Raw genomic sequence first — 25,379 nt, 5'->3', positions numbered from 1 at the left:
TCTATAAAACATCTTCCTGACAGATGGCGCATCTACGTCAGGGGTTCTATTTCATAAACCATTGGGTTTGAATCTTTACCGAGCGCCATTTCCGCTCAGCTATACAGCGCCAAAAGCTCGTTCACTTTACTACGACCAAGAATATTACGGCTGATAGTACGGCGCGCTTTCACCACATGCAGTGACGCCTGATGATACCAATTGCGCGTCAGTTCTGTGTCGTGGTTAGAAATCAGAACTGGAATCTTGTTTTCGGCCGAAAGTTGATAAGCCAGACGAGCCAGATTCTGTTGATCCACAATGCCAAAGTTATTGGTGTGATATGCCGTAAAATTCGCCGTCGCTGACAATGGCGCATACGGAGGATCGCAATAAACTACCGCCCCATGCACTGCTTTTAAGAGAGTTTCCTGATAATGCTCACAAACGAATACCGCATTTTGCGATTTTTCAGCAAACCAATACAGCTCTACCTCAGGGAAATAAGGTTTTTTATAACGACCAAAAGGCACATTGAATTCACCGCTCAAATTATAACGACACAGGCCGTTATAACAATGGCGATTCAGATAGAGAAATAATAATGCGCGGCGATAAGCATCAGTACTGGCGTTAAACTCTTGACGCAGTAAGTAAAACTGCTCGGATTTATTGAAGTCGCCGGTAAACAGAACACGGGCGTCACGCACAAAATCATCAGTGCGTTCCTTCACGATATTGTAGAGGTTGATAAGATCGCTGTTGATATCGGCCAGTATGTAAGACTCATACTCAGTGTTAAGAAACACCGAACCCGCACCGACGAATGGCTCTATCAAGCAGTCTCCCGCTGGAAGATGGCGTCGTATGTCATCAACCAGCGGATATTTCCCACCAGCCCATTTTAAAAAAGCGCGGTTTTTCTTCATGCCGTCAGTTAGCTACTTAATAATTCAGAGCCGCAGATTGTACTCTGTTTCAAACAGCACATCAGCGCACAAATAAGAATGATTTATTTTTTAAGGTCTTGCTGCACTTGTTGTACAGGTTTAACCCACGGTTTTTTCGCCTGAACATCGGCTGGTAGCGTCGTGATGGCCCTTTTTGCATCAGCAGAAGAGGGGTAGTTACCACTTACTAAAATATACCAAGGTTTACCATCACGTTTAGTTTCATAGACATGATAGTCAGTTAATTTTTGCTGTTTAGCATAGGCATTCAATGTGTCTGAGCGTGATGCGCTGCTCAGTTGTAACGTGAAATGGTTACCTGGTGCATTCTTTAAGGTGCTACTGCTGCCAACGGAACCTGATTTGGTCACCGCAGATGCCGCTGGAGAAACCACGGTGGTCGGTTTTTTATGGTTGCTGGTTGGCAGCTTAGCTGCTGTCGTAGCTTGCTTCTGCGACGGGTGGGTAATGGTTTCACCCGTAACCGGTGCCGGTACTTTAGCCCCTTTTGAACCAGAAACCGTTGCAGGTGCCGTCGGCAAGGTCGATGTCTGACCGTCGTTCATATTCTGAGACAAGGTATCAACCTGCCCCTGAGTTTGAGAAAGTGCATCAGACATATTGCCTGGCAATTCAACACGCTGAGTCGGGCTATTCGCCGCAGGCGGCACTGAAGCCTCAGTTGGCGTTGGCGAAATTGGCGGAGCACTAATATCCTGTGGCTGAGCCGAGTTCTTCACGCCATTGGCATCATGACCGTCGCTGGCATTGTTTGTCACACCGGGCTGAGTGTTATTGCCGCTAGTGAGTGAAGATGAATCAGACAGATTAATATTTCTCGCCGCATCAACATTCGGGTTTTGCTGGGATGCTTCATGCTCAGTCGGGGCTTTCAGGGCTGAACCGATGGCGATAATGATCAACAAAAGCACTAAAATGCCGATACCAATCATGATGTGTTGGCGTGAAACAGCAAGCTTAGGTCCGGCCGAGGACTTACGGGCACGTGTAGGACGACGGTCACTGCTATCTGGTTTCAGATCGTCTTCCGGCTTTAAATCATCCATCTAAACCCTCCAACTAGAGGCAAAAGCCCACCGCATTGATAGCTGCGATCTGGCTGATTGATTTTACTGACTGCAAACAGGCTATACCCGTCATACTTCAAGCTGCATGTGCGTTGGCTACGCTCAATCACCCGAATCACTTACTTATGTAAGCTCATAGGGACTCTCTCGCTTGCCACCTTCCTGCAACTCGAATTATTTAGGGTATAAACAGCCCGCAGCAAAGGAATATGATGTTCTTATAGTACAACATCTTAGAACTTATGCGCATACCCTTCGTACTTGAAGCCGCAAAGGTGCTAGCCACCCTCTCTTCCAAATCGCTAACTTGCGTCAGCTCAGCAGAATTATGAGCCTCATCAGGGATTACCCTGCGGGCCAGCACAAGTGTTGTTCAAAATGGTTTACAACCAATTTGCCTTTCCCTTGTTGCCTACAAGCTACTCCAATAACTTTGGGTATCGAACATATAAATATCGGACTTATGCCATTTTTATAACTGGCAATCAGCTATCGATGCCAACACCGTGTCATGTGCAATACCGCTACGGATTTCTGACTTACCGATAGCCGTTGGCAGTACCAGACGAAGCTCGCCTGCCAGCACTTTTTTATCCCGCATCATATGCGGCAGATAAGACTCTGGTGTCATTTCCTGCGGCCCGCAGACCGGCAGACCGGCTCGTAACAGTAGTTGTTTGATACGCCCAACATCACTAGCTGAGAACTGACCCAATCGACGGGAGGTGTGTGCTGCCATCATCATACCCGCGGCAACGGCTTCGCCGTGTAACCAGACGCCATAGCCCATTTCAGCCTCAATAGCATGACCATAAGTATGGCCCAAATTGAGTAATGCGCGCATACCGCTCTCTTCACGTTCATCGGCAGCAACAACATCGGCTTTTAATTCGCAGCAACGGCGGATGCAGTAAGCTAACGCTGACATATCCAGTGCGAGTAATGCATCGATATTATCTTCTAACCAATCAAAGAAAGCCGCATCAAGAATGATGCCATATTTGATAACTTCAGCCAGCCCGGAGGCAAGCTCACGCGAAGGGAGAGTGTTAAGGCAATTAAGGTCAACCACTACCGATGCTGGTTGATAGAACGCACCAATCATGTTCTTACCCAGTGGATGATTTACTGCGGTTTTGCCACCAACAGAGGAATCCACCTGAGACAGTAAGGTAGTAGGAACTTGAATAAAGCGAACGCCGCGCTGATAGCAAGCCGCAGCAAAACCGGTCAGGTCGCCTACTACACCGCCACCTAAGGCAACAAGTGTAGTATCACGACCATGCGGTTTTTCCAGAAGGGCAGAAAATACCTGCTCCAGAACACTCAGAGATTTGTACTGCTCACCGTCAGGTAAAATCACCTGATCAACTTTAATGCCACTTTGTTCCAACACTGCCCGGAGCGAATCCAGATAGAGTGGAGCCAGCGTTTGGTTAGTTACCAGCATTACCTGGTCACCCGCCTTTAGTGGCGCAAAAGAGGCCGAATCATTGAACAATCCGGCAGCAATCGTAATGGGGTAACTACGTTCCCCTAACGTGACAGTAATCTTCTCCATGTCGCGCTCAGTAACCTTCTTAACTTACGCCCGGAGGCATTAGTAAAATGCTAAAATCAGTTACTTTCCAGCATGTTGATAATCTGGTTAGCAACAACTTTCGCGCTTTGATCGTCAGTGCGGATGGTGACATCTGCAATTTCTTCGTACAACGGATTACGTTCTTTTGCCAGTGCTTCTAACACTTCACGTGGAGGCGCATCAACCTGCAACAACGGACGTTTTTTGTCGCGCTGTGTACGGGCCAACTGCTTCTCGATTGTAGTTTCTAAATAAACCACAACGCCACGGGCTGACAAACGGTTACGGGTTTCTCTGGATTTAACAGAGCCACCACCGGTTGCCAGAACAATGCCTTGTTTTTCCGTCAGTTCATTAATAACTTTTTCTTCACGATCGCGGAAACCTTCTTCGCCTTCCACGTCGAATACCCAGCCCACGTCAGCTCCGGTACGTCGCTCAATTTCTTGATCAGAGTCGAAAAACTCCATATTGAGTTGCTGAGCTAACTGACGACCAATAGTGCTTTTGCCGGCACCCATAGGCCCAACCAGAAAGATATTGCGTTTCTCTGCCATGTTTTTGGTATTACTAAGACTATTCGTTAATGATAACCCGCCCCGCCAATCAAATCAGCGGCGGGACCTAAACTGAAACCTCATGAGCGATAGTGCGAGATCAGACGGAAAATTATCTCAGCACTTCTGGTAGTTTGGCAACCGAATAAATCGTTGTACACGTCGTGGGAGGGAAACCATACGTTTTTATCGGCGTATCAACGTTATTAAAACCTCGGAGCTCAATTCGGTAACCCTTGTAAGCTAAATCGGAGGCAGCGTCAAATTTAGAAGCCTCCTATCACACAAAAAGTTGCAGAAAGTCACCAAGATTGGTCTGTTTTCATAAAACACCCCCCCATAAGGCTCAAGCACTGATTAGCCTTGGCGTGATGAAAATCACTAACTCCCGCCGACTTTGTTGTTGGGTGTCTTGTTTGAACAGCGCGCCCAGCCAAGGGATATCGGCCAGTATGGGCACTTTATTAACTCCCTGACTATTTTTTTGCTGGAAAATCCCCCCAAGCACAATAGTTTCCCCATCGTTTACGGTTATTTGGGTTTTTATTTCCTGCTTATCTATTAATAAAGCTTCACTATCTCCGCGTTTAATTGCCATTCCGGGCATATTTTGGCTGATTTTCAAGTTTAGAGTAATCTTGCCATTACGCAGTATTTTCGGTGTCACTTCCATCCCTAATACTGCCTCTTTAAACTCAATAGTAGGCACCCCTTTTTTACCCCGCGAGACCGTATAAGGAATATCAGAACCTTGCTTGATACTGGCAGTTTGCTGATGGGATGTCACCAGCCGAGGGCTGGCAATAATATCAACCTGATTTTCTTGCTCCAGCGCGCTCAATTCCAGTTCCAGCAGACGCCCACCGATACGGGCAACATTGAATCCAGCGCTGAGGGCGCTATTGGGGAGTGGCAAATTCACATTAAAATTATTCACTCTCAGCGCACGGGGCTGCGTTGCTTCATCCATACCCCAACGCACACCAAGTTCATGCAAATTTTCCCGACTCATAGTTACGATGTGTGCCGCTAACTGCACTTGCTGTAAAGGCAAATCCATCTCTGCCAGCCAACTTTTCAATAGTGCTAAAGAGGCGGGAGTATCGCGAATTAATAATGTATTAGTACGTTTATCTACCACTACACTACCCAGTGGCGATAGCAACCCACCTTCAGGAAGAGTCAAACTGTCGGCAACTTGTTCAGCATCAGCATACTGCAAGGCCAGGGAGAAATTATTTAGGGACTCAGATGCATCTTTCTGTTCCGCCCGTTGCTGCCTTTCCTGTATCTCCTGTTCGGTGAAAACCATCATTACCGACCCTTCGCGCTCTACTTTTAGACGGCCCATACGCAAAATAATTGCCAAAGCCTGCTCCCACGGAACATCCGCCAATCTCAGGCTGAGATTACCTTCAACCCCAGCGGCAATGACTAAATTCAGTTGCTGATAATCCGCCAGTGCCTGCAACACTACCGCTATCGGCGCATCTTGAAACTCCACGGTTACCGGCGGCCCACTTTTTGCGCTAAAGGCACGACTTGTGAGTAATACCAGCAGCAGCATCACCCCAGCACTGAGTGTTAGGGTAAGCCCACTCCGGGTTTTCGTAGTAGAAACATTCATCAGACTAATTCCTTTTATGTCCTGTATATTTGAAACGGTAAGAGTGCTTATGCTGCCCGTCCAAGCTCTTTAGTGATGATAATCATTATCTAAAACAACCCGTTAGTTAGCGCATCAGCAGCACCACTGGCTCCGATAACCCAGAGCAAAAGCCAACTAAGCCAGTATTCTGCAGGCTCACCTGCCGTGAGCCAATATGGGTAACTTGCCAATTTGACAACAACCGTGAGCCGACCACCAGCTTCTGCCAGCGGCCCTCTGGCCGCAGTATCCAACCAGAAGAGTAATCTCCTCCCCTGACAACCCCTTGTAAACGCCAATGAGTGAGTTTCTCCCGCTCACCATCACATGGCTGTGCTGATAGGTCCTGAAAAGGATTACGCCCTGTGGCGGTCAATAAGGGGTCGGCATAAGCCACAGGTGCCAGTGATACGATTATCAGAGAGACTATCTTTAGAGGCCCCATACCGTGCTCCCTTTGCCGCTACTCATTGACGCCACCTGCGAGATACTCTTTCAGGCTTAATTTCACCGACAGTACGGAATTATCACTATTAATCTCAACTAGCTGGGTCTGAACAGGGGTGGGGATTTCGGCTAGTTGACGAAATAAATGGAGCAATCCATAGAAATTGACCCGCAGAGTAGCGTGCCACTGTTGGTGCCTTATGGAATCCACTGCGGCCTCGCCAACTGGCCCGGATTGCCGCTGCCAGCGAATGACTTGCCCACCAAACGGGGCAATCAATTCACCGGTCAGATGGGCCATTGAACTATCAAGTGACAACCACGATGCCTCCTTTTCTTTCAATACCATCATTTGCTGACGAACCAGAGAAAGTGAGGGTAACGGTGCCAAAGCCGCCTGATGATGATCAACCTGTTGCTGATGTTGAATAATCTTATCTGCGGTGAGCTTCTGCTGTTGCCATGCAGGGCGTAATAACATGCCATAAGCCATTACACTTAAAAGCCCAACAAAAACCCACTGCCCTATCAAGATTTGCCAACCCGGCCTATCCATCCAATGTTGCAGCCGCTTATTCATCACTACCTCTTTCATCACTATCTCTGTCCTGCCAGTCGGCCCAAACCGCAAAGCGAAAATTACCGTCATCCTGCTGAGCAATTTTTTGTAAATGCACTGTTGTGAAGAGAGGCGAGCGGCCTAAACGCACTAAAAAGAGATTAATTGCGGCATAACTCTGGCTAATTACCTCAAAAACCACCTTATCGCCTTGTGGTATCAGGCTGACCAACCAGCAGCTATCTGGAATTTGCTGCGATAGCTGCTGCAATAATATTGAATATCGCTGGGCAAGTTGGTGGGCCTGACGATAAATCTGAGCGCGCTGTTCCCGATGCCGTAGTTGTGCCATTGCCTGTTGCACCTCTTGATGGTGCTGGCCTAAGGCTATTTGCTGCTGGGATAGCGCTGCCAGACGGATTTGTTGGCTGGAATTTACTACCCGTGATTGCAGTTGTATTACAACCAGTAGGATGGCTAAAAACAGGCATTGGCATAAACCTAGATTGCGCCAAAAACGGTAACGGGATGATTGACGTTCTGCACGCCATAACGAAAAATTAACTTGATACATCAGTCGTCTGCCGGGCGTAATGCCAGCCCTCCGGCCAGAATAAATGCAGCGGGGGATGGTGGCAGTGGCGGTTGATACTGGGCAAAAGCCGTAAAGGGTGACCAGCCGGTGGTATTTTCAACCGGGGCATCATCCGCCACATTACTGTAATACACCGTTATCGGTATTCCACTCTGCTCGGGATAACGCGCCTGAAGTTGTCTCAGCAACGTCGGTAATGGATTGAATGTAGTAGGCGGCAGGCCTGGTGCTACATCCTCTGAGTCGGCGGCTACCACACCAAAGTCAAACGGCATGTCAGCCGATGACACCCACAACCACTCACTCTCCAAACGATGAACCAACCAATATGGTCCCGATAATCCTGCCGCCACCGCCATATAACGAAGAGCGCAGGGGGTAATATCAATCATATCGGAGGGTAAACCCGCTTGATGCAAGCACGCCTGCCATTGCTGAACTTCTGACTGACGGGCGGCGGTGATGATTAACTCACTACTGGCTGTGGTTTCACTACGATAATCGAGGGCTAAAGCCTGACTGCCGAGCGGAAAGACCTTACTTGCTGCGGCTTTGATAAAACCATCACGCTGCGGTTCGCGTAAACGCCGGTCCGGTGTCGCAATAGTGTGTTGCAATATGCGCTGTGCGGGCAATGCGATACGTAATGAAATATGTTTTGGTAATTGTTTGCGCAATAATTTGAGTTTGTCGCTAACCATATCTGGCTGTTGTAAAATACCCTCCCGCAAAACGCCAGAAGGTAAGGTTTGATGCCACCAGTAGCGCAGTTGCCAGCCATAGCGGCGTCTGACAACAGCCAAAGCGCGTATAGCATCTATTTGAATATCTAGCCCAACCTGCCAATATTGTGAGTACATCTTTGTCGACCTCCATGTCGAGAGACAATAAAAGAACGTATCCATGTTACGGGCTTGCCTTTATACTACGGCGCGGTTGTTTATAAACTGCCCAATTGACATTGAATGGGAAATCTCAGGTGAAGTTCGTAAAGTATTTTTTGATCCTTACAGTGTGTTGCATTTTACTGGGAGCAGCCTCGATATTTGGCCTGTACAAATATATTGAGCCACAGCTACCCGATGTTGCCACGCTGAAAGATGTCCGGCTGCAAACACCGATGTTGGTGTATAGCGCTGAAGGCGAATTGATCGCTCAATACGGTGAAAAACGCCGTATCCCGTTGACATTAAAACAAATTCCACCAGAAATGGTGCATGCATTTATTGCTACGGAAGATAGCCGATTCTATGAGCATCACGGTGTGGACCCGGTTGGGATCCTACGTGCTGCCTCAATTGCTATGGTTTCTGGGCGTGCCTCACAAGGGGCAAGTACCATTACCCAGCAATTGGCTCGCAACTTCTTCTTAAGCCCGGAACGGACTTTGATACGTAAAATCAAGGAAGCCTTTCTGGCCATTCGTATCGAACAGTTACTGACCAAAGATGAAATCCTTGAGCTGTACCTGAACAAGATTTATCTCGGCTACCGTGCCTATGGTGTCGGTGCGGCAGCTCAGGTCTATTTCGGCAAAGAAGTCAATGAGTTGACCCTCAGCCAGATGGCGATGATCGCCGGTTTGCCAAAAGCGCCATCCACCTTCAACCCGCTCTATTCACATGACAGAGCAGTGGCACGCCGTAACGTAGTGCTCTCGCGTATGCTGGATGAAAAGTACATCACCCAGGCGCAGTACGATCAGGCGCGCAGTGAAGAGCTGGTTGCCAACTACCATGCTCCGCAAATCGCCTTCTCAGCACCTTATCTGTCAGAAATGGTGCGGCAGGAGATGATTAAGCGTTACGGTGAGAATGCCTATACCGACGGCTATCAGGTCTATACCACCATAACCAGAAAGCTCCAATTGGCGGCAGTCGACTCATTGCGTGCCAATGTGCTGGCTTATGATATGCGCCATGGTTATCGAGGCCCGTCCAATGTGTTGTGGAAAGTGGGCGAAAGCGCATGGGGCCGCGAGCAGATTATCGATTCACTGAAAACCTTGCCGGTCTATGGCCCACTGCTGCCTGCGGTGGTGACCGAAGCTAATACAACGCAAGCAACGGCACTGTTGGCAGATGGCAGCAACGTGACCTTACCAATGTCCGGCATGCGTTGGGCTCGTCCGTTTAAATCGGATAACGCCCAAGGGCCAACACCAAAACAAGTGACCGATGTGGTGCAGCCTGGCCAGCAGATTTGGGTAAGAAAAGTAGAAGATAATTGGTGGCTGGCACAGGTGCCGGACGTCAACTCAGCCTTAGTTTCTATCGATCCAAACAATGGTGCGGTTAAAGCGCTGGTCGGCGGTTTTGACTTTAACCAAAGTAAGTTTAACCGTGCGACACAGGCACTACGCCAGGTCGGTTCGAATATCAAACCCTTCCTGTATACCGCGGCAATGGACAAAGGTCTGACGCTGGCAACCATCCTCAATGACCTGCCAATTACGCGCTGGGATGCAGGTGCAGGTACCGATTGGCGGCCAAAAAACTCACCACCGACTTACGACGGCCCAATTCGTTTACGCCAAGGTTTAGGTCAGTCGAAGAACGTGGTGATGGTGCGGGCAATGCGTGCCATGGGTGTGGATTATGCGGCTGAATACCTGCAACGCTTTGGTTTCCCGGCACAAAATATTGTGCACTCAGAATCCCTGGCATTAGGTTCCGCCTCCTTTACACCATTGCAGTTAGTCCGTGGTTACGCCGTGTTGGCAAACGGCGGCTATCTGGTCGATCCCTATTTCATCACCAAGATAACTGATGATGTGGGCAATGTGCTGTTCGAAGAGAAACCGAAGATTGTCTGTGAAGAGTGTAACTTACCGGTTATTTACGGTGACACTCAGCGCTCAGTTGTTCTGTCTGATGATAACATCGAAAACGTCGCCACCTCGCAGAACAATAACGCCAGTAATGTGCCAATGCCTGAGTTAGAAAAAGTGACGCCTGAACAGGCCAAGCTCAACGGTGACCAGCAATACGCCCCCCATGTGATAAGCACGCCGTTGGCCTTTTTGATTCGTGATGCGTTGAACTCAAATATCTTCGGGGAACCGGGTTGGATGGGTACCGGCTGGCGTGCCGGGCGTGACCTGAAACGCAAGGATATTGGCGGTAAAACCGGTACCACTAACAACTCAAAAGATGCCTGGTTCTCTGGCTACGGCCCGGATACCGTGACCTCCGTCTGGATTGGCTTCGATGACCATCGCCGCGACTTAGGCCGCAGCTCTGCATCAGGGGCCATATCAGATCAGATCTCTGGTGCTGAAGGTGGGGCGAAGAGTGCGCAACCTGCATGGGATGACTTTATGAAAGCGGCTCTTGAAGGTTTGCCAGAAAAACCGGTTTCTCCACCGCCGGGTATTGTCAGCGTAGTGATTGATAAGCAGACGGGTAAGTTATCCAGTGGCGGGCCAGGCAGTCGTTCAGAGTACTTTATCGAGGGGACACAACCCACCGAGTATTCAGTACATGAAGCAGGGACGACTCTAATGGATAACGGGCAGACTCACGAGCTGTTCTGATGGAGTTGTTCTGTAAACGCTGATTGCCTGAGTATCAAGACGGAGCAGCGCCAATATAAAAGCCGGGAGCTCGTAACAGAGTCCCGGTTTTTTTATCTCTGACCATTACTTATTAAGAAATGCCTGAGCCAGAAAAAGGGCACTAACATTACGGGCCTCGCGAAAATCAGGCTCATCCAGCAGTGCCATCATATTGGCGATCGGCCAGCGGACTTGTGGCAAGGGTTCCGGCTCGTCACCCTCCAGACTTTGTGGATAGAGGTTATGGGCAATAACAATATTCATTTTGCTAGAGAAATAGGACGGAGCCATCGTCAGCTTACTGAGATAATCAAAGCTTTTAGCACCAAAGCCAACCTCTTCCATCAGTTCACGATTCGCCGCCTCCAGCACACCTTCGCCCGGATCAATCAACCCTTTGGGGAAGCCAAGCTCATACTCTTCAATACCCACGGCATATTCACGAATCAGCAGGAGATCATCGCCAATAATCGGCACTATCATCACCGCTTCACGGTTTGATGGCCGCATTCGTTCATAAACGCGTTGCACGCCATTACTGAACTCCAGATCCACCGCTTCAACAGTAAACAAGCGGGAGTGGGCAACCGTTTCTATTTTAAGAATTTTAGGTTTTTGCAGGTGTTTCATGATAGCCCCAATTTAAATACTCACCGCCTATCGGACTTGCATCAGGATAACCAGAGCTATTTTATGGTTACTTAGTAAGCCACTTTTTGCCGATAACGATTAACCCAACACTTTATACTGGAATTTATTAGAACTTGATCACATTGTGCGTTAGTGAGAACCTTTATCGCAATCTCAGTTAGATATAATTTACCTGTTTTTAACATGACGTCGAGTTTAGTCAAGATTCAACCGGTTAAATTTCATCCTACCCCCACTCAACACACGTTAAAAAATGTGTTTGAAAATAGGATTATGCTGATATTACCGCTGTTTTAGCCTTGCTATCCTTATCAATCTACGGGCAGTTTAAGAGCACTTGCATTAGGTTTTTTGATGAATAATAGCGTGCAAAATGCTAGTTCACTGAATGACTCTGTTATATGCCTTGGTACTGTTTTTACGCATAATATGCATTCTTTCATAGAGTTGACGTAAGTCAGAGGCGCTCGGATGGGGATGGGATGAGCACAATAGTCTTAATATTGGCCTTACTGTTGACCAGTCTGATCGCGGTAGGTTTGTTATGGTGGTTCCGATTCCGCCACCCCGCCCCCGTAACTGCAATACTGCCGTTCGCTAAACCCATGCACCGTAAACTCACCGCGGAGGAACGGGTTAATATTGAGAATTATCTGCTCGGTCAGCAAGAGAAGCTCGGATTCAAATCTCAGTCAACTTTTGACACCCGCACACTGACGAACACCAATCTTGCGCCAGCAAAGCTGACTCTGACGCCACAAAGCGAAAATGTTTATTCGGTTACCCGCGCCATCACCCGCTACGGCGTGGCGAGTGACGAACCCAATAAATGGCGTTATTACCTTGATTCGATTGAAGTTCACCTACCGGCTTCGTGGGAGCAATATATCGCTCAGGATAATGACGTAGAACTTATCCAAACGCAGACGATTCCTTTGGTGATCTCCCTTAATGGGCATACGCTTAAAAATCACCAGGCTGAGAATAGCTACCAGCCTATTTTGCCTTCTCCAGCGCAAAATGCCTCAATCCGCAAAGCGGACAGCGAACATATAGAGCTGTTGAATATCCGCAAGGAAACCCCCGAAGAATATGCCTTACATGGTGCTAATGGCTTAAAAGAAGCCGCTGCGATCTGTCTGGCATTGTTATTACTGTTTTTCGCACTCACCGGTCCGGTGGTTACACTGCCCTGGCTGATTATTGTGGCGATAACGTTAACCGGTTGGGCATGCTGGAATATGTTCCGCCCGTTATCTGAAAAAGATTTGCGTGAAGTCCATTGCTTGAGCGGTACGCCAAAGCGCTGGGGGCTGTTTGGTGAATCGAACCAAGGGCAGATGAATAACATCTCGCTCGGGATTGTCGACCTGATTTATCCGGCCCATTGGGGGCCCTATTTTGCTCATGACCTGGGCAAGAAAACCAACATTGATATCTATCTCAACCGTCAGGTCGTGCGTCAGGGGCCTTTTTTATCCCTGCATGACGAAATGAAACATTTCCCGTTACAGCGCTGGGGGAAAAACCTGACGCTTATCGCCGGTTCACTGTTAATAATGGTGTTATTGCTAATCTATGTGCCGCTCAGCTTGCCATTGAAATTGAGTATTGCCTGGTTGCAAGGCGCACAAAGCCAGCAAGTTACTAGTGTTGAAGCTCTGGATAAAATGCCTCTGCGCATCGGCGATATGCTGAAAGCTCAGGGTACCGGTATGTGTTATGTCCCGCCGAATACTCAAAATCCGCATAGTTTTGTTTTTACGCCGTTTGATTGTTCTGGGATCTATTGGAATAACGCAGCACCACTGCCACAACCTGAATCTGACACCATTGAAAAAGCCGCCGCACTGGTGGCAACAGTCAATCAGCAGTTGCATCCGCAAGGTACTGATGCCAACGTCAACCCACAGTTGGCAACCGCCATTGAAAAATCTGGCATGATTTTACTGAATGATTTTGCAGATATCGTTTTAAAAACACAGGCATTATGCGGTGGAGATAGCGACTGTGTCCGCCTGAAAAATGCCTTGGTTAACTTAGGTAATGCCAAGAATTGGCCGGGGCTGGTTAAACGAGCACAATCTGGCACATTGAAAGGGATGAATGTGCTGTTGCGCCCAGTCAGTGCCGATACCCTGGAAAGTCTGGTTAAAACTGCTACCTCATCGTTTGTTTATCGTGAAACGCATTTGGCAACTGAAGCATTAAATAGCCCGCCGCCGGGTGGCTTCTTGCTAACCAGTGATGAAGGTAAGCAGTTAGTTAATCACCCTGCCCCTGCCGTCCCCCTGTTTGATTACAGCGCACTGGAGCAGTGGCGGGAATTACAACGGCTCTCCGGGCTGCTACTTAATACTCCATTTAAGGCCGAAGGCATCATTACCAATATCACCATTGATGCCAATGGCACACGGCATATCGCGCTACACAGTGAGCCGGATATCGTCACACTCGGCCGCTATCTGGGTACCAGCCTATTGCTGCTAATACTGATTGCCTGTCTGGCCGTGAATATCACTTTATTAATTCAACGGATACTACGAAACCGTAACCGGATGGATAATATTCAACGCTATTATGATAATTGTTTTAACCAAACCCTCACTCCCGCGCCTTTCCTGCGTTAGCTTTCTTTCAGGCCATATCATTCATCTCTGGCAGGCTCTGTAACTTTGATATGCTAGGCTAACTTTATCTGTGGCTGTTATCGGGACATCACCCTGATGGCGCTGGTATTCGTTGTAACCCGTATTATTTGTTTGCATAAAAATAATGTGATTGTGGAGTCGCTATGCCCCCAGAATTTAATTGGCAAGAGATTGATACCGTGCTGTTGGACATGGATGGCACCCTGTTGGATTTGGAGTTCGATAGCCATTTCTGGCTAAAGCAGGTGCCGGAAACCCTTAGCCAACACCGAGGGATCCCGCTGGAGCAGGCCCACAAAATTATTCATGATGAATACTTGGCAGTGCAACATACCTTAAATTGGTATTGCTTCGATTATTGGAGTGAGCGACTGGATTTGGATATTTACGCCATGACCACAGCCGCTGGCAACCGGGTTCGTCTGCGCCAGGATACTGAGCCGTTTTTGTCCAGTTTACGCCAGCAAGGGTTACAAACCATTTTGCTCACCAACGCCCATCCACACAGTCTGGCAGTCAAAATTGAGCATACTGCACTGGACCAGCACCTTGATTTATTACTTTCCACCCATACATTTGGTTATCCGAAGGAAGATCAACGACTGTGGCAAGCTGTCGCGCAGCATACCGGGCTGAATCCGGCCAGAACCTTATTCGTCGATGACAGTGAAACGATTCTGGATGCCGCGCGCACATTCGGTATCCGCTACTGTCTGGGTATAGAAAACCCGGATTCCAGTTGTGCTGACAAAGCATTTCACAGCCACCCTGCAATCAATGATTACCGTAAGCTATTACCCGCGCTACAGTTACGTGGTGACTAAAAAGATGTTTAGCCCTATAGCCTAAATAATTCGCGTTGCAACAAGGCGACCAACACGCATGCGACGTGAAATATGACGGAGATAACAGGCAGGAGTATTCATGAAGGATAAAGCAGTTTCTGACGAATCGGTTCGGCTGGATAAATGGCTTTGGGCAGCCCGGTTTTATAAAACCAGAGCAATCGCCCGGGAAATGGTGGATGGCGGTAAAGTCCACTACAACGGCCAGCGCGGTAAACCGAGCAAGTTGGTTGAACTCAATGCTGAAATCCGCCTGCGTCAGGGCAATGATGAACGCACGGTGCGGGTATTGGCATTACACGGTCAACGCCGTGGTGCAAGCGAAGCACAGGCATTGTATGAAGAGACTGAAGCCAGTATTGCCAATCGCGATAAGGTGGCACAGGCGCGTAAACTGAATGCCCTGACCATGCCACATCCTGACCGACGGCCGGATAAAAAAGAGCGTCGCAACCTGATTAAATTTAAACAAGGCGAGTCTGAGTAAACCCTATAGATTTCAACATGCAGGACGGCAGCCCACACACCTGCAACTTGAAAGATGACGGCTTTGCTTGCAGCCAGAAAGAGAGAAAACTATGTCTAATCACGACCAATTACACCGCTACCTGTTTGCTAACCATGCTGTGCGCGGTGAGCTGGTTTCAGTCAATGAAACCTACCAGCAAGTATTAGCCAATCATGATTACCCACCAGCGGTACAAAAACTGTTGGGTGAGATGTTAGTCGCAACCAGTTTACTGACCGCCACGCTCAAGTTTGATGGTGATATTACCGTGCAGTTACAAGGAGGGGATGGCCCATTGTCACTGGCAGTGATTAACGGTAATAACCAACAGCAGATGCGGGGTGTCGCCCGCTTTAAAGGTGAAATCAGCGATGAAAGCACGCTGAAAGAGATGGTCGGCAACGGCTATCTGGTTATCACTATCACCCCGGCAAAAGGCGAGCGCTATCAGGGTGTGGTAGCACTGGAAGGGGAGACTATCGCCGCCTGTCTGGAAAATTACTTTATGCAGTCTGAACAATTACCAACACGCCTGTTTATTCGTACCGGCAGTGTGGAAGGTAAAGCCGCTGCGGGCGGGATGCTGCTGCAAGTGTTGCCAGCCGAAGAGCGCAATGAAGATGAGTTTGATCACCTGGCACAGCTTACCACTACCATCAAAGCTGAGGAGCTATTTACGCTGCCAGCGAATGAAGTGCTGTATCGTTTATATCATCAGGAAGAAGTAACGTTATATGAGCCGCAAAACGTCAGTTTCTGCTGCACCTGTTCCCGCGAGCGTTGTGCTGATGCATTAGTCACACTGTCGGAAGATGACATCACCGAAATGCTGGAACAAGATGGCAATATTGATATGCATTGTGAGTATTGCGGCAATCACTACCTGTTTGATGCCGTTGATATCGCCTCATTAAAGAGTGGTAACAGCACTTCCTCAGAACAAATTCATTAATAAGCATAATGATTGGTTGGGTGCTGACTCGTGCCCAGCTATTTCTTCTGGCGTTTCATACTTGCGACAATCCGTGTCCTATCTCTCATAACCTAGCGAAAAATAGGTCATATGTTGAAATATTTGATAGCTATCGCTGTTAATCAGAGATGAGGATTTACAATCGCTGGTAGAAAATTGACGATCCAGGAGTTATGACATGAGTGTTAAAGGAATTACCCCGCAGGAGCTCGCCGCCTATGGCATCCATAACGTCAGCGAGATTGTTTACAACCCAAGCTATGATTTACTGTTCCAGGAAGAGACCAAACCCACGCTTGAAGGATACGAGCGCGGAATCCTCACCACCACAGGAGCAATAGCGGTAGATACCGGGATTTTTACCGGCCGCTCGCCAAAAGATAAATATATTGTCCGCGATGCCATCACTCGAGATACCGTGTGGTGGGCCGATCAGGGCAAAGGCAAAAATGATAACAAGCCACTGAGTCAGGAAACCTGGAGCCACTTGAAAGGGTTGGTAACCGAGCAACTGTCCGGTAAACGTCTGTTTGTTGTTGATACCTTCTGCGGTGCTAACGCCGATACTCGCCTGCAAGTTCGCTTTGTCACTGAAGTCGCGTGGCAGGCTCATTTTGTCAAAAACATGTTTATCCGCCCATCAGACGAAGAACTGGCCCATTTCGAGCCTGATTTTATCGTCATGAATGGCGCTAAATGCACCAACCCGGACTGGAAAGAGCAAGGTCTGAATTCCGAGAACTTTGTTGCCTTTAACCTGACAGAACGTATGCAGCTCATTGGCGGCACATGGTATGGCGGCGAAATGAAGAAAGGTATGTTCTCGATGATGAACTACCTGCTGCCACTGAAAGGCATTGCTTCCATGCACTGCTCGGCCAACGTCGGCGAGAAAGGCGATGTGGCTATCTTCTTCGGCCTGTCTGGTACCGGTAAAACCACGCTGTCGACTGATCCGAAACGTAAGTTGATTGGTGATGACGAACACGGTTGGGATGATGACGGCGTATTTAACTTTGAAGGTGGCTGCTACGCCAAAACCATCAAGTTATCTGAAGAGGCAGAACCGGATATTTATCATGCAATTAAGCGTGATGCCTTGCTGGAGAACGTGGTAGTACTGGCCGACGGTACCGTTGATTTCAATGATGGTTCCAAAACGGAAAACACCCGTGTTTCTTACCCGATCTATCATATTGAAAATATCGTTAAACCGGTTTCTAAAGCGGGTCATGCCACTAAGGTTATCTTCCTGACTGCTGATGCCTTTGGTGTATTGCCACCAGTATCACGCCTGACAGCAAATCAAACCCAATATCACTTCCTGTCTGGCTTCACCGCTAAACTGGCTGGTACTGAGCGCGGTGTAACTGAGCCAACACCGACCTTCTCAGCCTGTTTTGGTGCAGCTTTCTTGTCGCTGCATCCAACACAATATGCAGAAGTGCTGGTTAAACGTATGCAAGCGGTGGGCGCACAAGCCTATCTGGTCAATACTGGCTGGAATGGTACTGGCAAACGTATTTCCATCAAGGATACCCGTGGCATCATTGACGCCATTCTGAATGGTGAGATTGATAAAGCAGAAACCTTCACTCTGCCAATCTTTGATCTGGCGGTGCCAACAGCATTACCGGGCGTGAACCCAGAGATCCTCGATCCTCGTGACACTTACGCTGATGTGGCGCAGTGGCAAGAGAAAGCCGAAGATCTGGCGAAGCGTTTTACCACTAACTTTGATAAGTATACTGATACCCCAGCAGGTGCTGCATTGGTTAGTGCAGGGCCAAAGCTCTAAGTTAGCGTTGATTTTGTAATGATTATGGAAGGGACACATTTGTGTCCCTTTTGTTTTTCGCAAATCAAAAATGGATTAGATCAGGTTTGGTGGATGAGTGATCGGAGTCGAGTGCTCATTATTAATTGTTCAGTTATCCGGTTCGGTTGACATGAGTTCAGTGATTAACTTATCTCCGTAGCCTCAACCGCCAAAGGGGTCACAAGCGCGTGACTCCCTTGGAACCTTGGGACTCACCCCTTCGGGGCCGCTGCTAGCAGCGTTCAAATCTGCTCCCGGCTGATTTGTCCATGGCGACTCACTCGGGCCACCGTCTTGGTCGGTAATATTCCTGATTGCGCTTAACATCAAAAGAGAAAATCAAAATCATGGTTTTAGATTCTGAAGTTTAAAAGCACATTTGAGCAGCCGAGTGAAGAATGGAGCAAGGGAAATCCGCCATGGACGGCGGATTTAGGCGTCATGAGCAGGGATGCGAATAAAGCCGTCCCGCCAGCGAAATGATGAGTGAGGGAACCCACGCAGTGGGCAGGCGATACGTGCGAAGCGCGGGATTCCACAAGGGTGCGCGCCCGCACCCTTTGGCGGTTGAGGCTACGGAGGTTAAGTAAACTCCATTGCTTTAACAACCGAACCTGATCACCATACTAAATAACCAAAATAAAACTCACACTACCGCAGGTGGCTTCGCCTTCATATCTAACGGCAACGGAATATACGCCCGGATCCGTAAACCGCCCCGCTCACTGGTACCGATATCCAACGAACCGGCGTGGGCATCAATAATCCGCTGCACAATCGCCAAGCCCAGCCCAGTACCACTGGTACTCCGCGCGCTATCGCCACGCACAAAAGGCTGGAACAGATGCTTCAAATCTTCAGGCTTGATACCAGGGCCGTCATCCTCAACCTGGAACCACGCACGCTGTAGCTCAGTGCCACTACTGACTTTTATCCAGCCATTACCGTAACGCGCCGCATTCACCACCATATTGGCCAACGCACGCTTAATCGATAACGGATGGATATCTACCAGCACTTCACCTGCACACAAATCAGTCTCGATTACCCGCTCATAACCACTTTCAGCCGCGATCACTTCACCGAGTACGGCATTCAAATCACTCGACTCTGTCGGCATCTCCTGCCCGGTGCGTAGATAATCGATAAATTGCTCAATAATGGCGTTGCACTCTTCGATATCTTTATTGATTGACTCAGAAAGGTATCCATCGGCTTCACTCATCATTTCAGTCGCCAAACGAATACGGGTCAACGGCGTGCGTAAATCATGGCTAACCCCAGCCATCAGCAAGGTCCGGTCATCCGCCAACAACTTCACGCCGGCGGCCATTTGGTTAAATGCCCGGGTAACCGAACGCACCTCTGACGCACCATACTCTCGTAACGGCGGCGGAATAATCCCTTTCCCCACCTGCAAAGCAGCATGTTCCAGCTCAACCAATGGCCGATTCTGAATACGGATAAACAGCCAGGCTCCCCCTACAGCCAATAACATAATTGCCAGGGTATAACGGAACAGTGGCGAGAAATCGCCCTGATGGATCTCAGTTAATGGCACTCGTACCCAAATATCCGGCGATAGCCACGTCTTTAGCCAGACAACAGGGGAGTTTTTATTAACTTCGACCCGAACATCGGTTGGCCCACCCAATTGTTGGGCCATTTGATCACTGAGAAATTTGTAATGCTGTGCCCAACGCAGGCCACTTTCCTCCGCCGCAGCATTGGTATAAAGCGAAATCCCCAATTCACGGTAAATCTCACGCCGAAACGCCGGCGGGACTTCAAGTAGCGTGCCATCTTCCAATTGCAGCCGGTCAGTCATCAGCATACGAACTTCATACGCCAACACTTTGTTAAACTGCTGCAAACTGGGCAAGATGGCGAAATTCAGCACCACCAAATACGTGGTGACCAGACTGACGAACAGCAAGGTCACAATCAGTAATAAGGTTCGGGCAAATGAGCTACGTGGAGAAAAGCGCCATCGCCTCATGCTTTACTGCCGTCCGGTACAAATACGTAGCCCAAGCCCCATACAGTTTGGATATAGCGCGGATGCGCCGGATCTTCCTCGACCATACGGCGCAGACGTGAAATCTGTACGTCGATGGAACGCTCCATCGCACTGTATTCGCGACCTCGGGCCAGATTCATCAGCTTATCGCGTGACAACGGCTCACGTGGATGACTCACCAAGGCTTTCAGCACTGCAAACTCACCGCTAGTCAGTGGCATAGGCTCATCTTCACGGAACATCTCGCGCGTGCCTAAATTGAGTTTGAACTTACCAAATGCAATCACTGCTTCTTCCTGTGAAGGTGCACCCGGTAGCTCGTTAGCCTGACGGCGTAACACCGCACGAATACGGGCCAGTAATTCTCGGGGGTTGAATGGCTTAGGAATATAATCGTCAGCACCAATTTCCAATCCGACGATACGGTCAACTTCCTCACCCTTCGCCGTCACCATAATGATCGGCATCGGGTTACTTTGGCTACGCAGACGGCGGCAGATAGATAGGCCATCTTCACCCGGTAACATCAGATCAAGCACCATCAGGTGGAAAGACTCACGGGTCAGCAAGCGATCCATCTGTTCAGCATTGGCAACGCTGCGCACCTGGAAACCTTGCTCTGTTAGGTAACGTTCCAACAGCGCGCGCAGGCGCATATCGTCATCAACGACCAGAATCTTGTGATTCTCTTGCATTTTATTACTCCCAAAGGCCGTATTGCTCGAACCTGTACATTGTTAAAAAAACTTACTTTATACCCTAAATAATTCGAGTCGCAGGAAGGCGGCAACTGAGCGAGCCCCCGGTCACTTACATGAGTCAGTGACGGAGGGTGAACGAAGGAAGCCAACACACATGCAGCTTGAAGTATGACGTGTATAACAGACAGCTTTTTATGGTATACATTCTAGTCGAAATTGTTACAAAGCTTATTGTTGTGCCTAATTATCAACACTTTCGTCAAATGGGCGGTAGCGGATCTCTAATATCCAGTAGGTTGCTTCACCATTTGGTGTCTGAACCGTCACCTCATCCTCCACCTGCTTGCCAATTAAGGCACGGGCAACCGGTGAATCGATAGAAATCCATTTTTTTGCCGGATCAAACTCATCCGGCCCAACCAGGCGAAAGATGCGCTGCTCTTCTAATTCATTTTCTACCCGCACCCAGGCACCAAAAAAGACTTTTCCTTCCTGACGCGGGTCAGGGTCGACAACTTTCAGCACCTCAAGGCGTTTGGTCAGAAAGCGTACCCGGCGATCAATCTCTCGTAGCCGCTTCTTACCATAGATATATTCAGCATTTTCCGAACGGTCACCCATTGCTGCGGCTTCAGACACCGCCTGTGTTACCACCGGGCGCTCTTCCCGCCACAGATAATGCAATTCACGATCCAGCGCCTGCCAGCCTTCGCGGGTAATGTAATTACTTTTCGCCATATAATTATCCCTTTGGCATTGATGCTTCTACTATACCCTAACTTTTTACCGATAAGTCCACGTTACCTCAAGCTCTGCTGCCGCTCTACTGGCAATTTATCCGGGCAATCCGTATAACTATCTTCTGCCATTTTTCCTACTCACTATCAGACTTGACATCAGACTTATGAATGAACAACTGAGCAGCATTATTGCAAGCGAACTACAGGCGCGGCCGGAGCAAGTTATCTCTGCTATCCGCCTGCTTGATGAAGGTAATACCGTGCCGTTTATTTCGCGGTATCGTAAGGAAGTTACCGGCGGGTTGGATGATACCCAGTTGCGCCAGTTGGAAAGTCGTTTGGGCTATCTGCGTGAACTCGAAGAGCGCCGCCAAACCATTCTTAAATCAATTGAAGATCAGGGCAAGCTCACTGAGCAGTTGGCCGGTGCCATCAATGGCACCATGAGTAAAACTGAGCTTGAAGATTTATATCTCCCTTATAAACCGAAGCGCCGCACCCGTGGTCAGATTGCGATTGAAGCCGGTCTGGAGCCATTGGCGGACAGTTTATGGCATGACCCACAGCAAGAGCCAGAACAGGTTGCTCTCGCTTATGTTGATGCCGATAAAGGTGTTGCAGATACGAAAGCGGCACTGGATGGTGCACGCTATATCCTGATGGAGCGCTTTGCAGAAGATGCAACCCTACTGGCGAAAGTGCGCCAGTACTTGTGGAAAAATGCCCATTTAGTGTCAAAAGTGGTGGAAGGTAAGGAGCTGGAAGGGGCTAAATTCCGCGATTACTTTGGCAGCCACGAACCTATCGCCCATGTCCCTTCTCATCGCGCACTGGCTATGTTCCGTGGCCGCAACGAAGGCGTGTTACAACTGGCACTGAATCCTGATCCGCAGTTTGACGAACCGCCGCGCGAAAGTCAGGGCGAGCAGATAATTATTAACCATCTCGACCTGCGGCTGAATAATGCGCCAGCAGACGGTTGGCGCAAAGCGGTGGTCAACTGGACCTGGCGTATCAAAGTGCTGATGCATCTGGAAACCGAGCTGATGAGCACCCTGCGCGAACGAGCCGAAGATGAAGCAATCAACGTATTCGCCCGTAACATGCAAGATCTGTTGATGGCAGCCCCTGCCGGCATGCGCGCCACCATGGGCCTTGATCCGGGCCTGCGGACTGGGGTGAAAGTGGCGATAGTGGACGCTACCGGCAAGCTGGTTGCCTTTGATACCATCTATCCTCATACCGGGCAGGCTGCTAAAGCCGCCGCCGTGGTGGCCGCCCTGTGCATCAAGCATCAGGTTGAACTGGTGGCTATCGGGAATGGTACCGCATCGCGGGAAACCGAGCGTTTCTTTGTCGAGCTACAGCAACAGTATCCGGCGGTCACCGCGCAAAAAGTGATTGTCAGCGAAGCAGGGGCCTCGGTTTACTCCGCCTCTGAGTTGGCGGCGCTGGAGTTCCCAGATCTGGATGTCTCCATCCGTGGTGCAGTGTCTATTGCCCGGCGGTTACAAGACCCACTGGCTGAACTGGTAAAAATTGACCCAAAATCTATCGGGGTCGGCCAGTATCAACATGATGTTAGCCAAAGCCAACTGGCGAAAAAGCTGGATGCGGTAGTGGAAGACTGCGTAAACGCCGTGGGTGTGGATTTAAACACCGCGTCAGTGCCGTTACTGACCCGGGTTGCGGGTTTAACCCGCATGATGGCGCAAAACATTGTTAGCTGGCGTGATGAGAATGGCCGCTTCCATAACCGTGAGCAATTGCTCAAAGTCAGCCGCCTCGGGCCGAAAGCCTTCGAGCAGTGTGCCGGCTTCCTGCGTATCAATCATGGCAATAACCCGCTGGACGCATCAACCGTGCATCCAGAAGCCTACCCGATTGTTGAGCGCATTTTGGCTGCAACTGAACAGGCCTTGCAGGACCTAATGGGTAATGCTACCGCGCTGCGTAATCTTAATGCGCGTGATTTCACCACCGAGCAATTTGGTGTCCCGACGGTCACCGATATCCTACGCGAGTTAGAAAAGCCAGGCCGTGACCCACGCCCTGAGTTCAAAACCGCAACCTTCGCTGAAGGTGTAGAGACACTCAATGACCTGACTCCAGGCATGATCCTCGAAGGCTCGGTCACTAACGTGACCAACTTTGGTGCCTTTGTTGATATTGGTGTTCATCAGGATGGTTTGGTACATATTTCATCACTGGCAGATAAGTTTGTCGATGACCCACATAAGGTGGTGAAAGCCGGGGATATCGTCAAAGTGAAAGTCATGGAAGTGGATTTGCAACGCAAGCGCATTGCCCTGACCATGCGCCTTGATGAACAGCCTGGTGAAGGCGGCTCGCGTCGTGGTAACAATGGCGCTAATAGTGCGAATAGCAGCGCCAATGGTCGTAATGACAATCGTGGTGCCAGCCAGCCTCGTAACAGCAATGATTCGAACAGTCGCCCAGCAGCCAAGGGCCGGGCAGACAGTAATTCTGGTAGCAACAGTGCCATGAGTGATGCACTGGCGGCGGCATTTAAAAAACGCTGATATCTCTACTTAGGGCCACGTTGGTGGCCCTTTTTTCATTTACGTTTTTGTTTCAAATTATCGCGACATCTTTAATATTTCCTCTCATATCCTTTTCTTCTATAAAGCTGAAGGTTTATCTTTTAAATTAATTAGCACGCGATTCTTTTCTGCTGCGAAATGACGTTTACATCATGATTAAATCGGCGTTAATTTAACAATCTATTTAACATGAGGGTTAATTTCGTCAATTATTCACTCTAATTTATAAATAATTATGAAGACATTCTGCGAGTTAATTAAAATCCGAATGTTATTTTATTAAAATGTGAGTGAATTGATTATGTTAACAATCGGTATTTTACTGCCCTAACAGGACATAATAGAAACATTCAGTTAACTGATTTAACTCATTATTTTCATTTGCGATCATGTTAATTTGATGGTAGAACAAGCATAAATAAAAATCAGACTCATTAATTATACCCTAAATAATTCGAGTTGCAGGAAGGCGGCAAGCGAGATAATCCCGATGAGCTTACATGAGTAAGTGATTCGGGTTAGTGAGCGTAGCCAACACACAGGCAGCTTGAAGTATGACGGGTATATAAAAATGAAATAGTAACGAATACTTACTTTTGAGTATTTCGCCTTAGTTGAATATGAAAACGATTCTTACTATTATTATTTTATCTGTTACCTTTTAGAGTCGTATCACTCTGAATTTTGGTATGCCAATAACGTAATAACAAGAGGCACCTATGCACCTTATCCCGCAGCGTTCCTATAAAATTGTTGGTTTCTCGCCTGAAATCAGCCCGGCTTACCGGCAGAAATTATTGTCACTGGGTATGCTGCCCGGCTCTTCGTTTAATGTTGTCCGCCTCGCGCCATTAGGTGACCCCATTCAGATAGAGACCCGTCGCGTCAGTCTGGTGCTACGGAAAAAAGACTTAGACCTGCTAACGCTGGACTTGCAACCCTAATA

21 protein-coding genes are annotated in these 25,379 nt (G+C 48.7%); 8 read left to right on the top strand and 13 right to left on the bottom strand.

Features of this window, described 5'->3' with window-relative positions; genetic code table 11:
- Window positions 1–95 precede the first annotated feature (95 nt).
- The 9 genes from dam to pilM all read right to left on the bottom strand — a co-directional run bounded on the left by dam (window position 96) and on the right by pilM (window position 8,265).
- Complete coding sequence (gene dam, locus Q2T71_RS20035) at window positions 96–908, bottom strand: adenine-specific DNA-methyltransferase (RefSeq protein ID WP_372560325.1); 813 nt, start codon at window positions 906–908, stop codon at window positions 96–98.
- An 83-nt stretch (window positions 909–991) separates the two neighbouring features.
- Complete coding sequence (locus tag Q2T71_RS20030; protein ID WP_372560324.1) at window positions 992–1,996, bottom strand: SPOR domain-containing protein; 1,005 nt, start codon at window positions 1,994–1,996, stop codon at window positions 992–994.
- 493 nt (window positions 1,997–2,489) lie between these two features.
- Window positions 2,490–3,578: a 3-dehydroquinate synthase gene (aroB, locus tag Q2T71_RS20025; protein ID WP_372560323.1), complete on the bottom strand. Its 1,089-nt coding sequence runs from the start codon at window positions 3,576–3,578 to the stop codon at window positions 2,490–2,492.
- A gap of 56 nt (window positions 3,579–3,634) precedes the next feature.
- Complete coding sequence (gene aroK / locus Q2T71_RS20020; RefSeq protein WP_004702222.1) at window positions 3,635–4,156, bottom strand: shikimate kinase AroK; 522 nt, start codon at window positions 4,154–4,156, stop codon at window positions 3,635–3,637.
- Between the two features lie 346 nt (window positions 4,157–4,502).
- Window positions 4,503–5,723 carry a DNA uptake porin HofQ gene (gene hofQ, locus Q2T71_RS20015; protein WP_372560687.1) on the bottom strand — a complete coding sequence of 407 codons (1,221 nt, stop codon included), beginning with the start codon at window positions 5,721–5,723 and terminating at the stop codon, window positions 4,503–4,505.
- Window positions 5,724–5,889: 166 nt separating this feature from the next.
- Window positions 5,890–6,249 (bottom strand): pilus assembly protein PilP, encoded by a 360-nt coding sequence (locus tag Q2T71_RS20010; RefSeq protein WP_372560322.1) that lies wholly within the window; start codon window positions 6,247–6,249, stop codon window positions 5,890–5,892.
- Between the two features lie 18 nt (window positions 6,250–6,267).
- Window positions 6,268–6,831 carry a pilus assembly protein PilO gene (locus Q2T71_RS20005; protein ID WP_372560321.1) on the bottom strand — a complete coding sequence of 188 codons (564 nt, stop codon included), beginning with the start codon at window positions 6,829–6,831 and terminating at the stop codon, window positions 6,268–6,270.
- Entirely contained in the window at window positions 6,824–7,384 is a 561-nt protein-coding gene (locus tag Q2T71_RS20000) for a PilN domain-containing protein (RefSeq protein WP_372560320.1), read from the bottom strand. Before Q2T71_RS20000 ends, Q2T71_RS20005 begins: the two co-directional genes overlap by 8 nt.
- Window positions 7,384–8,265 (bottom strand): type IV pilus biogenesis protein PilM, encoded by an 882-nt coding sequence (gene pilM / locus Q2T71_RS19995; RefSeq protein ID WP_372560319.1) that lies wholly within the window; start codon window positions 8,263–8,265, stop codon window positions 7,384–7,386. The genes Q2T71_RS20000 and pilM overlap by 1 nt, the downstream gene beginning before the upstream one ends.
- Before the next feature lie 119 nt (window positions 8,266–8,384).
- Here pilM and mrcA point away from each other — a divergent pair, with 119 nt between their 5' ends.
- On the top strand, window positions 8,385–10,940 hold the full coding sequence (mrcA, locus tag Q2T71_RS19990) for a peptidoglycan glycosyltransferase/peptidoglycan DD-transpeptidase MrcA (RefSeq protein WP_372560318.1): 2,556 nt from the start codon (window positions 8,385–8,387) through the stop codon (window positions 10,938–10,940).
- 105 nt (window positions 10,941–11,045) lie between these two features.
- Here the strand turns inward: mrcA and nudE are convergent, their stop codons facing one another.
- Complete coding sequence (gene nudE, locus Q2T71_RS19985) at window positions 11,046–11,591, bottom strand: ADP compounds hydrolase NudE (protein WP_083161230.1); 546 nt, start codon at window positions 11,589–11,591, stop codon at window positions 11,046–11,048.
- A 503-nt stretch (window positions 11,592–12,094) separates the two neighbouring features.
- Here nudE and Q2T71_RS19980 point away from each other — a divergent pair.
- The 5 genes from Q2T71_RS19980 (at window position 12,095) to pckA (ending at window position 18,387) form a co-directional block, all read left to right on the top strand.
- Window positions 12,095–14,242, top strand: coding sequence for an intracellular growth attenuator family protein (locus Q2T71_RS19980; RefSeq protein ID WP_372560317.1), 2,148 nt, complete (start codon window positions 12,095–12,097; stop codon window positions 14,240–14,242).
- A gap of 164 nt (window positions 14,243–14,406) precedes the next feature.
- A complete protein-coding gene (gene yrfG / locus Q2T71_RS19975; RefSeq protein ID WP_083161234.1) occupies window positions 14,407–15,087 on the top strand; it encodes a GMP/IMP nucleotidase in 681 nt (226 codons plus the stop codon).
- Window positions 15,088–15,187: 100 nt separating this feature from the next.
- A complete protein-coding gene (gene hslR, locus Q2T71_RS19970) occupies window positions 15,188–15,595 on the top strand; it encodes a ribosome-associated heat shock protein Hsp15 (RefSeq protein ID WP_083161235.1) in 408 nt (135 codons plus the stop codon).
- A 91-nt stretch (window positions 15,596–15,686) separates the two neighbouring features.
- The gene (gene hslO, locus Q2T71_RS19965; RefSeq protein ID WP_372560316.1) at window positions 15,687–16,568 is read left to right on the top strand and encodes an Hsp33 family molecular chaperone HslO; all 882 of its coding nucleotides are present in this window, start codon (window positions 15,687–15,689) and stop codon (window positions 16,566–16,568) included.
- Between the two features lie 199 nt (window positions 16,569–16,767).
- Entirely contained in the window at window positions 16,768–18,387 is a 1,620-nt protein-coding gene (gene pckA, locus Q2T71_RS19960) for a phosphoenolpyruvate carboxykinase (ATP) (RefSeq protein ID WP_372560315.1), read from the top strand.
- 667 nt (window positions 18,388–19,054) lie between these two features.
- On the opposite strand, the gene envZ is transcribed toward pckA, so the two are convergent.
- The 3 genes from envZ to greB form a co-directional block, all read right to left on the bottom strand.
- The gene (gene envZ, locus Q2T71_RS19955; protein WP_083161238.1) at window positions 19,055–20,407 is read right to left on the bottom strand and encodes a two-component system sensor histidine kinase EnvZ; all 1,353 of its coding nucleotides are present in this window, start codon (window positions 20,405–20,407) and stop codon (window positions 19,055–19,057) included.
- Entirely contained in the window at window positions 20,404–21,123 is a 720-nt protein-coding gene (gene ompR, locus Q2T71_RS19950; protein ID WP_004709363.1) for a two-component system response regulator OmpR, read from the bottom strand. Before ompR ends, envZ begins: the two co-directional genes overlap by 4 nt.
- Window positions 21,124–21,369: 246 nt before the next feature.
- The gene (gene greB, locus Q2T71_RS19945; RefSeq protein ID WP_005186101.1) at window positions 21,370–21,867 is read right to left on the bottom strand and encodes a transcription elongation factor GreB; all 498 of its coding nucleotides are present in this window, start codon (window positions 21,865–21,867) and stop codon (window positions 21,370–21,372) included.
- A 166-nt stretch (window positions 21,868–22,033) separates the two neighbouring features.
- Here greB and Q2T71_RS19940 point away from each other — a divergent pair, with 166 nt between their 5' ends.
- Together Q2T71_RS19940 and feoA are read left to right on the top strand one after the other, a co-directional pair.
- Entirely contained in the window at window positions 22,034–24,412 is a 2,379-nt protein-coding gene (locus Q2T71_RS19940) for a Tex family protein (protein ID WP_372560314.1), read from the top strand.
- Window positions 24,413–25,152: 740 nt separating this feature from the next.
- Complete coding sequence (gene feoA, locus Q2T71_RS19935) at window positions 25,153–25,377, top strand: ferrous iron transporter A (protein ID WP_005186094.1); 225 nt, start codon at window positions 25,153–25,155, stop codon at window positions 25,375–25,377.
- Window positions 25,378–25,379 lie beyond the last annotated feature (2 nt).

This window comes from Yersinia sp. 1652 StPb PI, from assembly GCF_041538345.1.
Classification (GTDB): Bacteria; Pseudomonadota; Gammaproteobacteria; order Enterobacterales; family Enterobacteriaceae; genus Yersinia; species Yersinia enterocolitica_E.
The sequence above is the reverse complement of the archived record's forward strand: the minus strand, read 5'-3'. Positions and strand labels throughout refer to the sequence as shown.

Bases quoted from the DNA above. Each gene is read 5' to 3' on its own strand.
- greB (WP_005186101.1), bottom strand. From the start codon at position 21,867: ATGGCGAAAAGTAATTACATTACCCGCGAAGGCTGGCAGGCGCTGGAT.
- feoA (WP_005186094.1), top strand. From the start codon at position 25,153: ATGCACCTTATCCCGCAGCGTTCCTATAAAATTGTTGGTTTCTCGCCT.
- Q2T71_RS20005 (WP_372560321.1), bottom strand. From the start codon at position 6,831: ATGAATAAGCGGCTGCAACATTGGATGGATAGGCCGGGTTGGCAAATC.
- pilM (WP_372560319.1), bottom strand. From the start codon at position 8,265: ATGTACTCACAATATTGGCAGGTTGGGCTAGATATTCAAATAGATGCT.
- yrfG (WP_083161234.1), top strand. From the start codon at position 14,407: ATGCCCCCAGAATTTAATTGGCAAGAGATTGATACCGTGCTGTTGGAC.
- dam (WP_372560325.1), bottom strand. From the start codon at position 908: ATGAAGAAAAACCGCGCTTTTTTAAAATGGGCTGGTGGGAAATATCCG.
- hofQ (WP_372560687.1), bottom strand. From the start codon at position 5,723: ATGCTGCTGCTGGTATTACTCACAAGTCGTGCCTTTAGCGCAAAAAGT.
- aroK (WP_004702222.1), bottom strand. From the start codon at position 4,156: ATGGCAGAGAAACGCAATATCTTTCTGGTTGGGCCTATGGGTGCCGGC.
- aroB (WP_372560323.1), bottom strand. From the start codon at position 3,578: ATGGAGAAGATTACTGTCACGTTAGGGGAACGTAGTTACCCCATTACG.
- pckA (WP_372560315.1), top strand. From the start codon at position 16,768: ATGAGTGTTAAAGGAATTACCCCGCAGGAGCTCGCCGCCTATGGCATC.
- nudE (WP_083161230.1), bottom strand. From the start codon at position 11,591: ATGAAACACCTGCAAAAACCTAAAATTCTTAAAATAGAAACGGTTGCC.
- Q2T71_RS20030 (WP_372560324.1), bottom strand. From the start codon at position 1,996: ATGGATGATTTAAAGCCGGAAGACGATCTGAAACCAGATAGCAGTGAC.
- Q2T71_RS19940 (WP_372560314.1), top strand. From the start codon at position 22,034: ATGAATGAACAACTGAGCAGCATTATTGCAAGCGAACTACAGGCGCGG.
- hslO (WP_372560316.1), top strand. From the start codon at position 15,687: ATGTCTAATCACGACCAATTACACCGCTACCTGTTTGCTAACCATGCT.
- ompR (WP_004709363.1), bottom strand. From the start codon at position 21,123: ATGCAAGAGAATCACAAGATTCTGGTCGTTGATGACGATATGCGCCTG.
- envZ (WP_083161238.1), bottom strand. From the start codon at position 20,407: ATGAGGCGATGGCGCTTTTCTCCACGTAGCTCATTTGCCCGAACCTTA.
- hslR (WP_083161235.1), top strand. From the start codon at position 15,188: ATGAAGGATAAAGCAGTTTCTGACGAATCGGTTCGGCTGGATAAATGG.
- Q2T71_RS20000 (WP_372560320.1), bottom strand. From the start codon at position 7,384: ATGTATCAAGTTAATTTTTCGTTATGGCGTGCAGAACGTCAATCATCC.
- Q2T71_RS19980 (WP_372560317.1), top strand. From the start codon at position 12,095: ATGAGCACAATAGTCTTAATATTGGCCTTACTGTTGACCAGTCTGATC.
- Q2T71_RS20010 (WP_372560322.1), bottom strand. From the start codon at position 6,249: ATGGGGCCTCTAAAGATAGTCTCTCTGATAATCGTATCACTGGCACCT.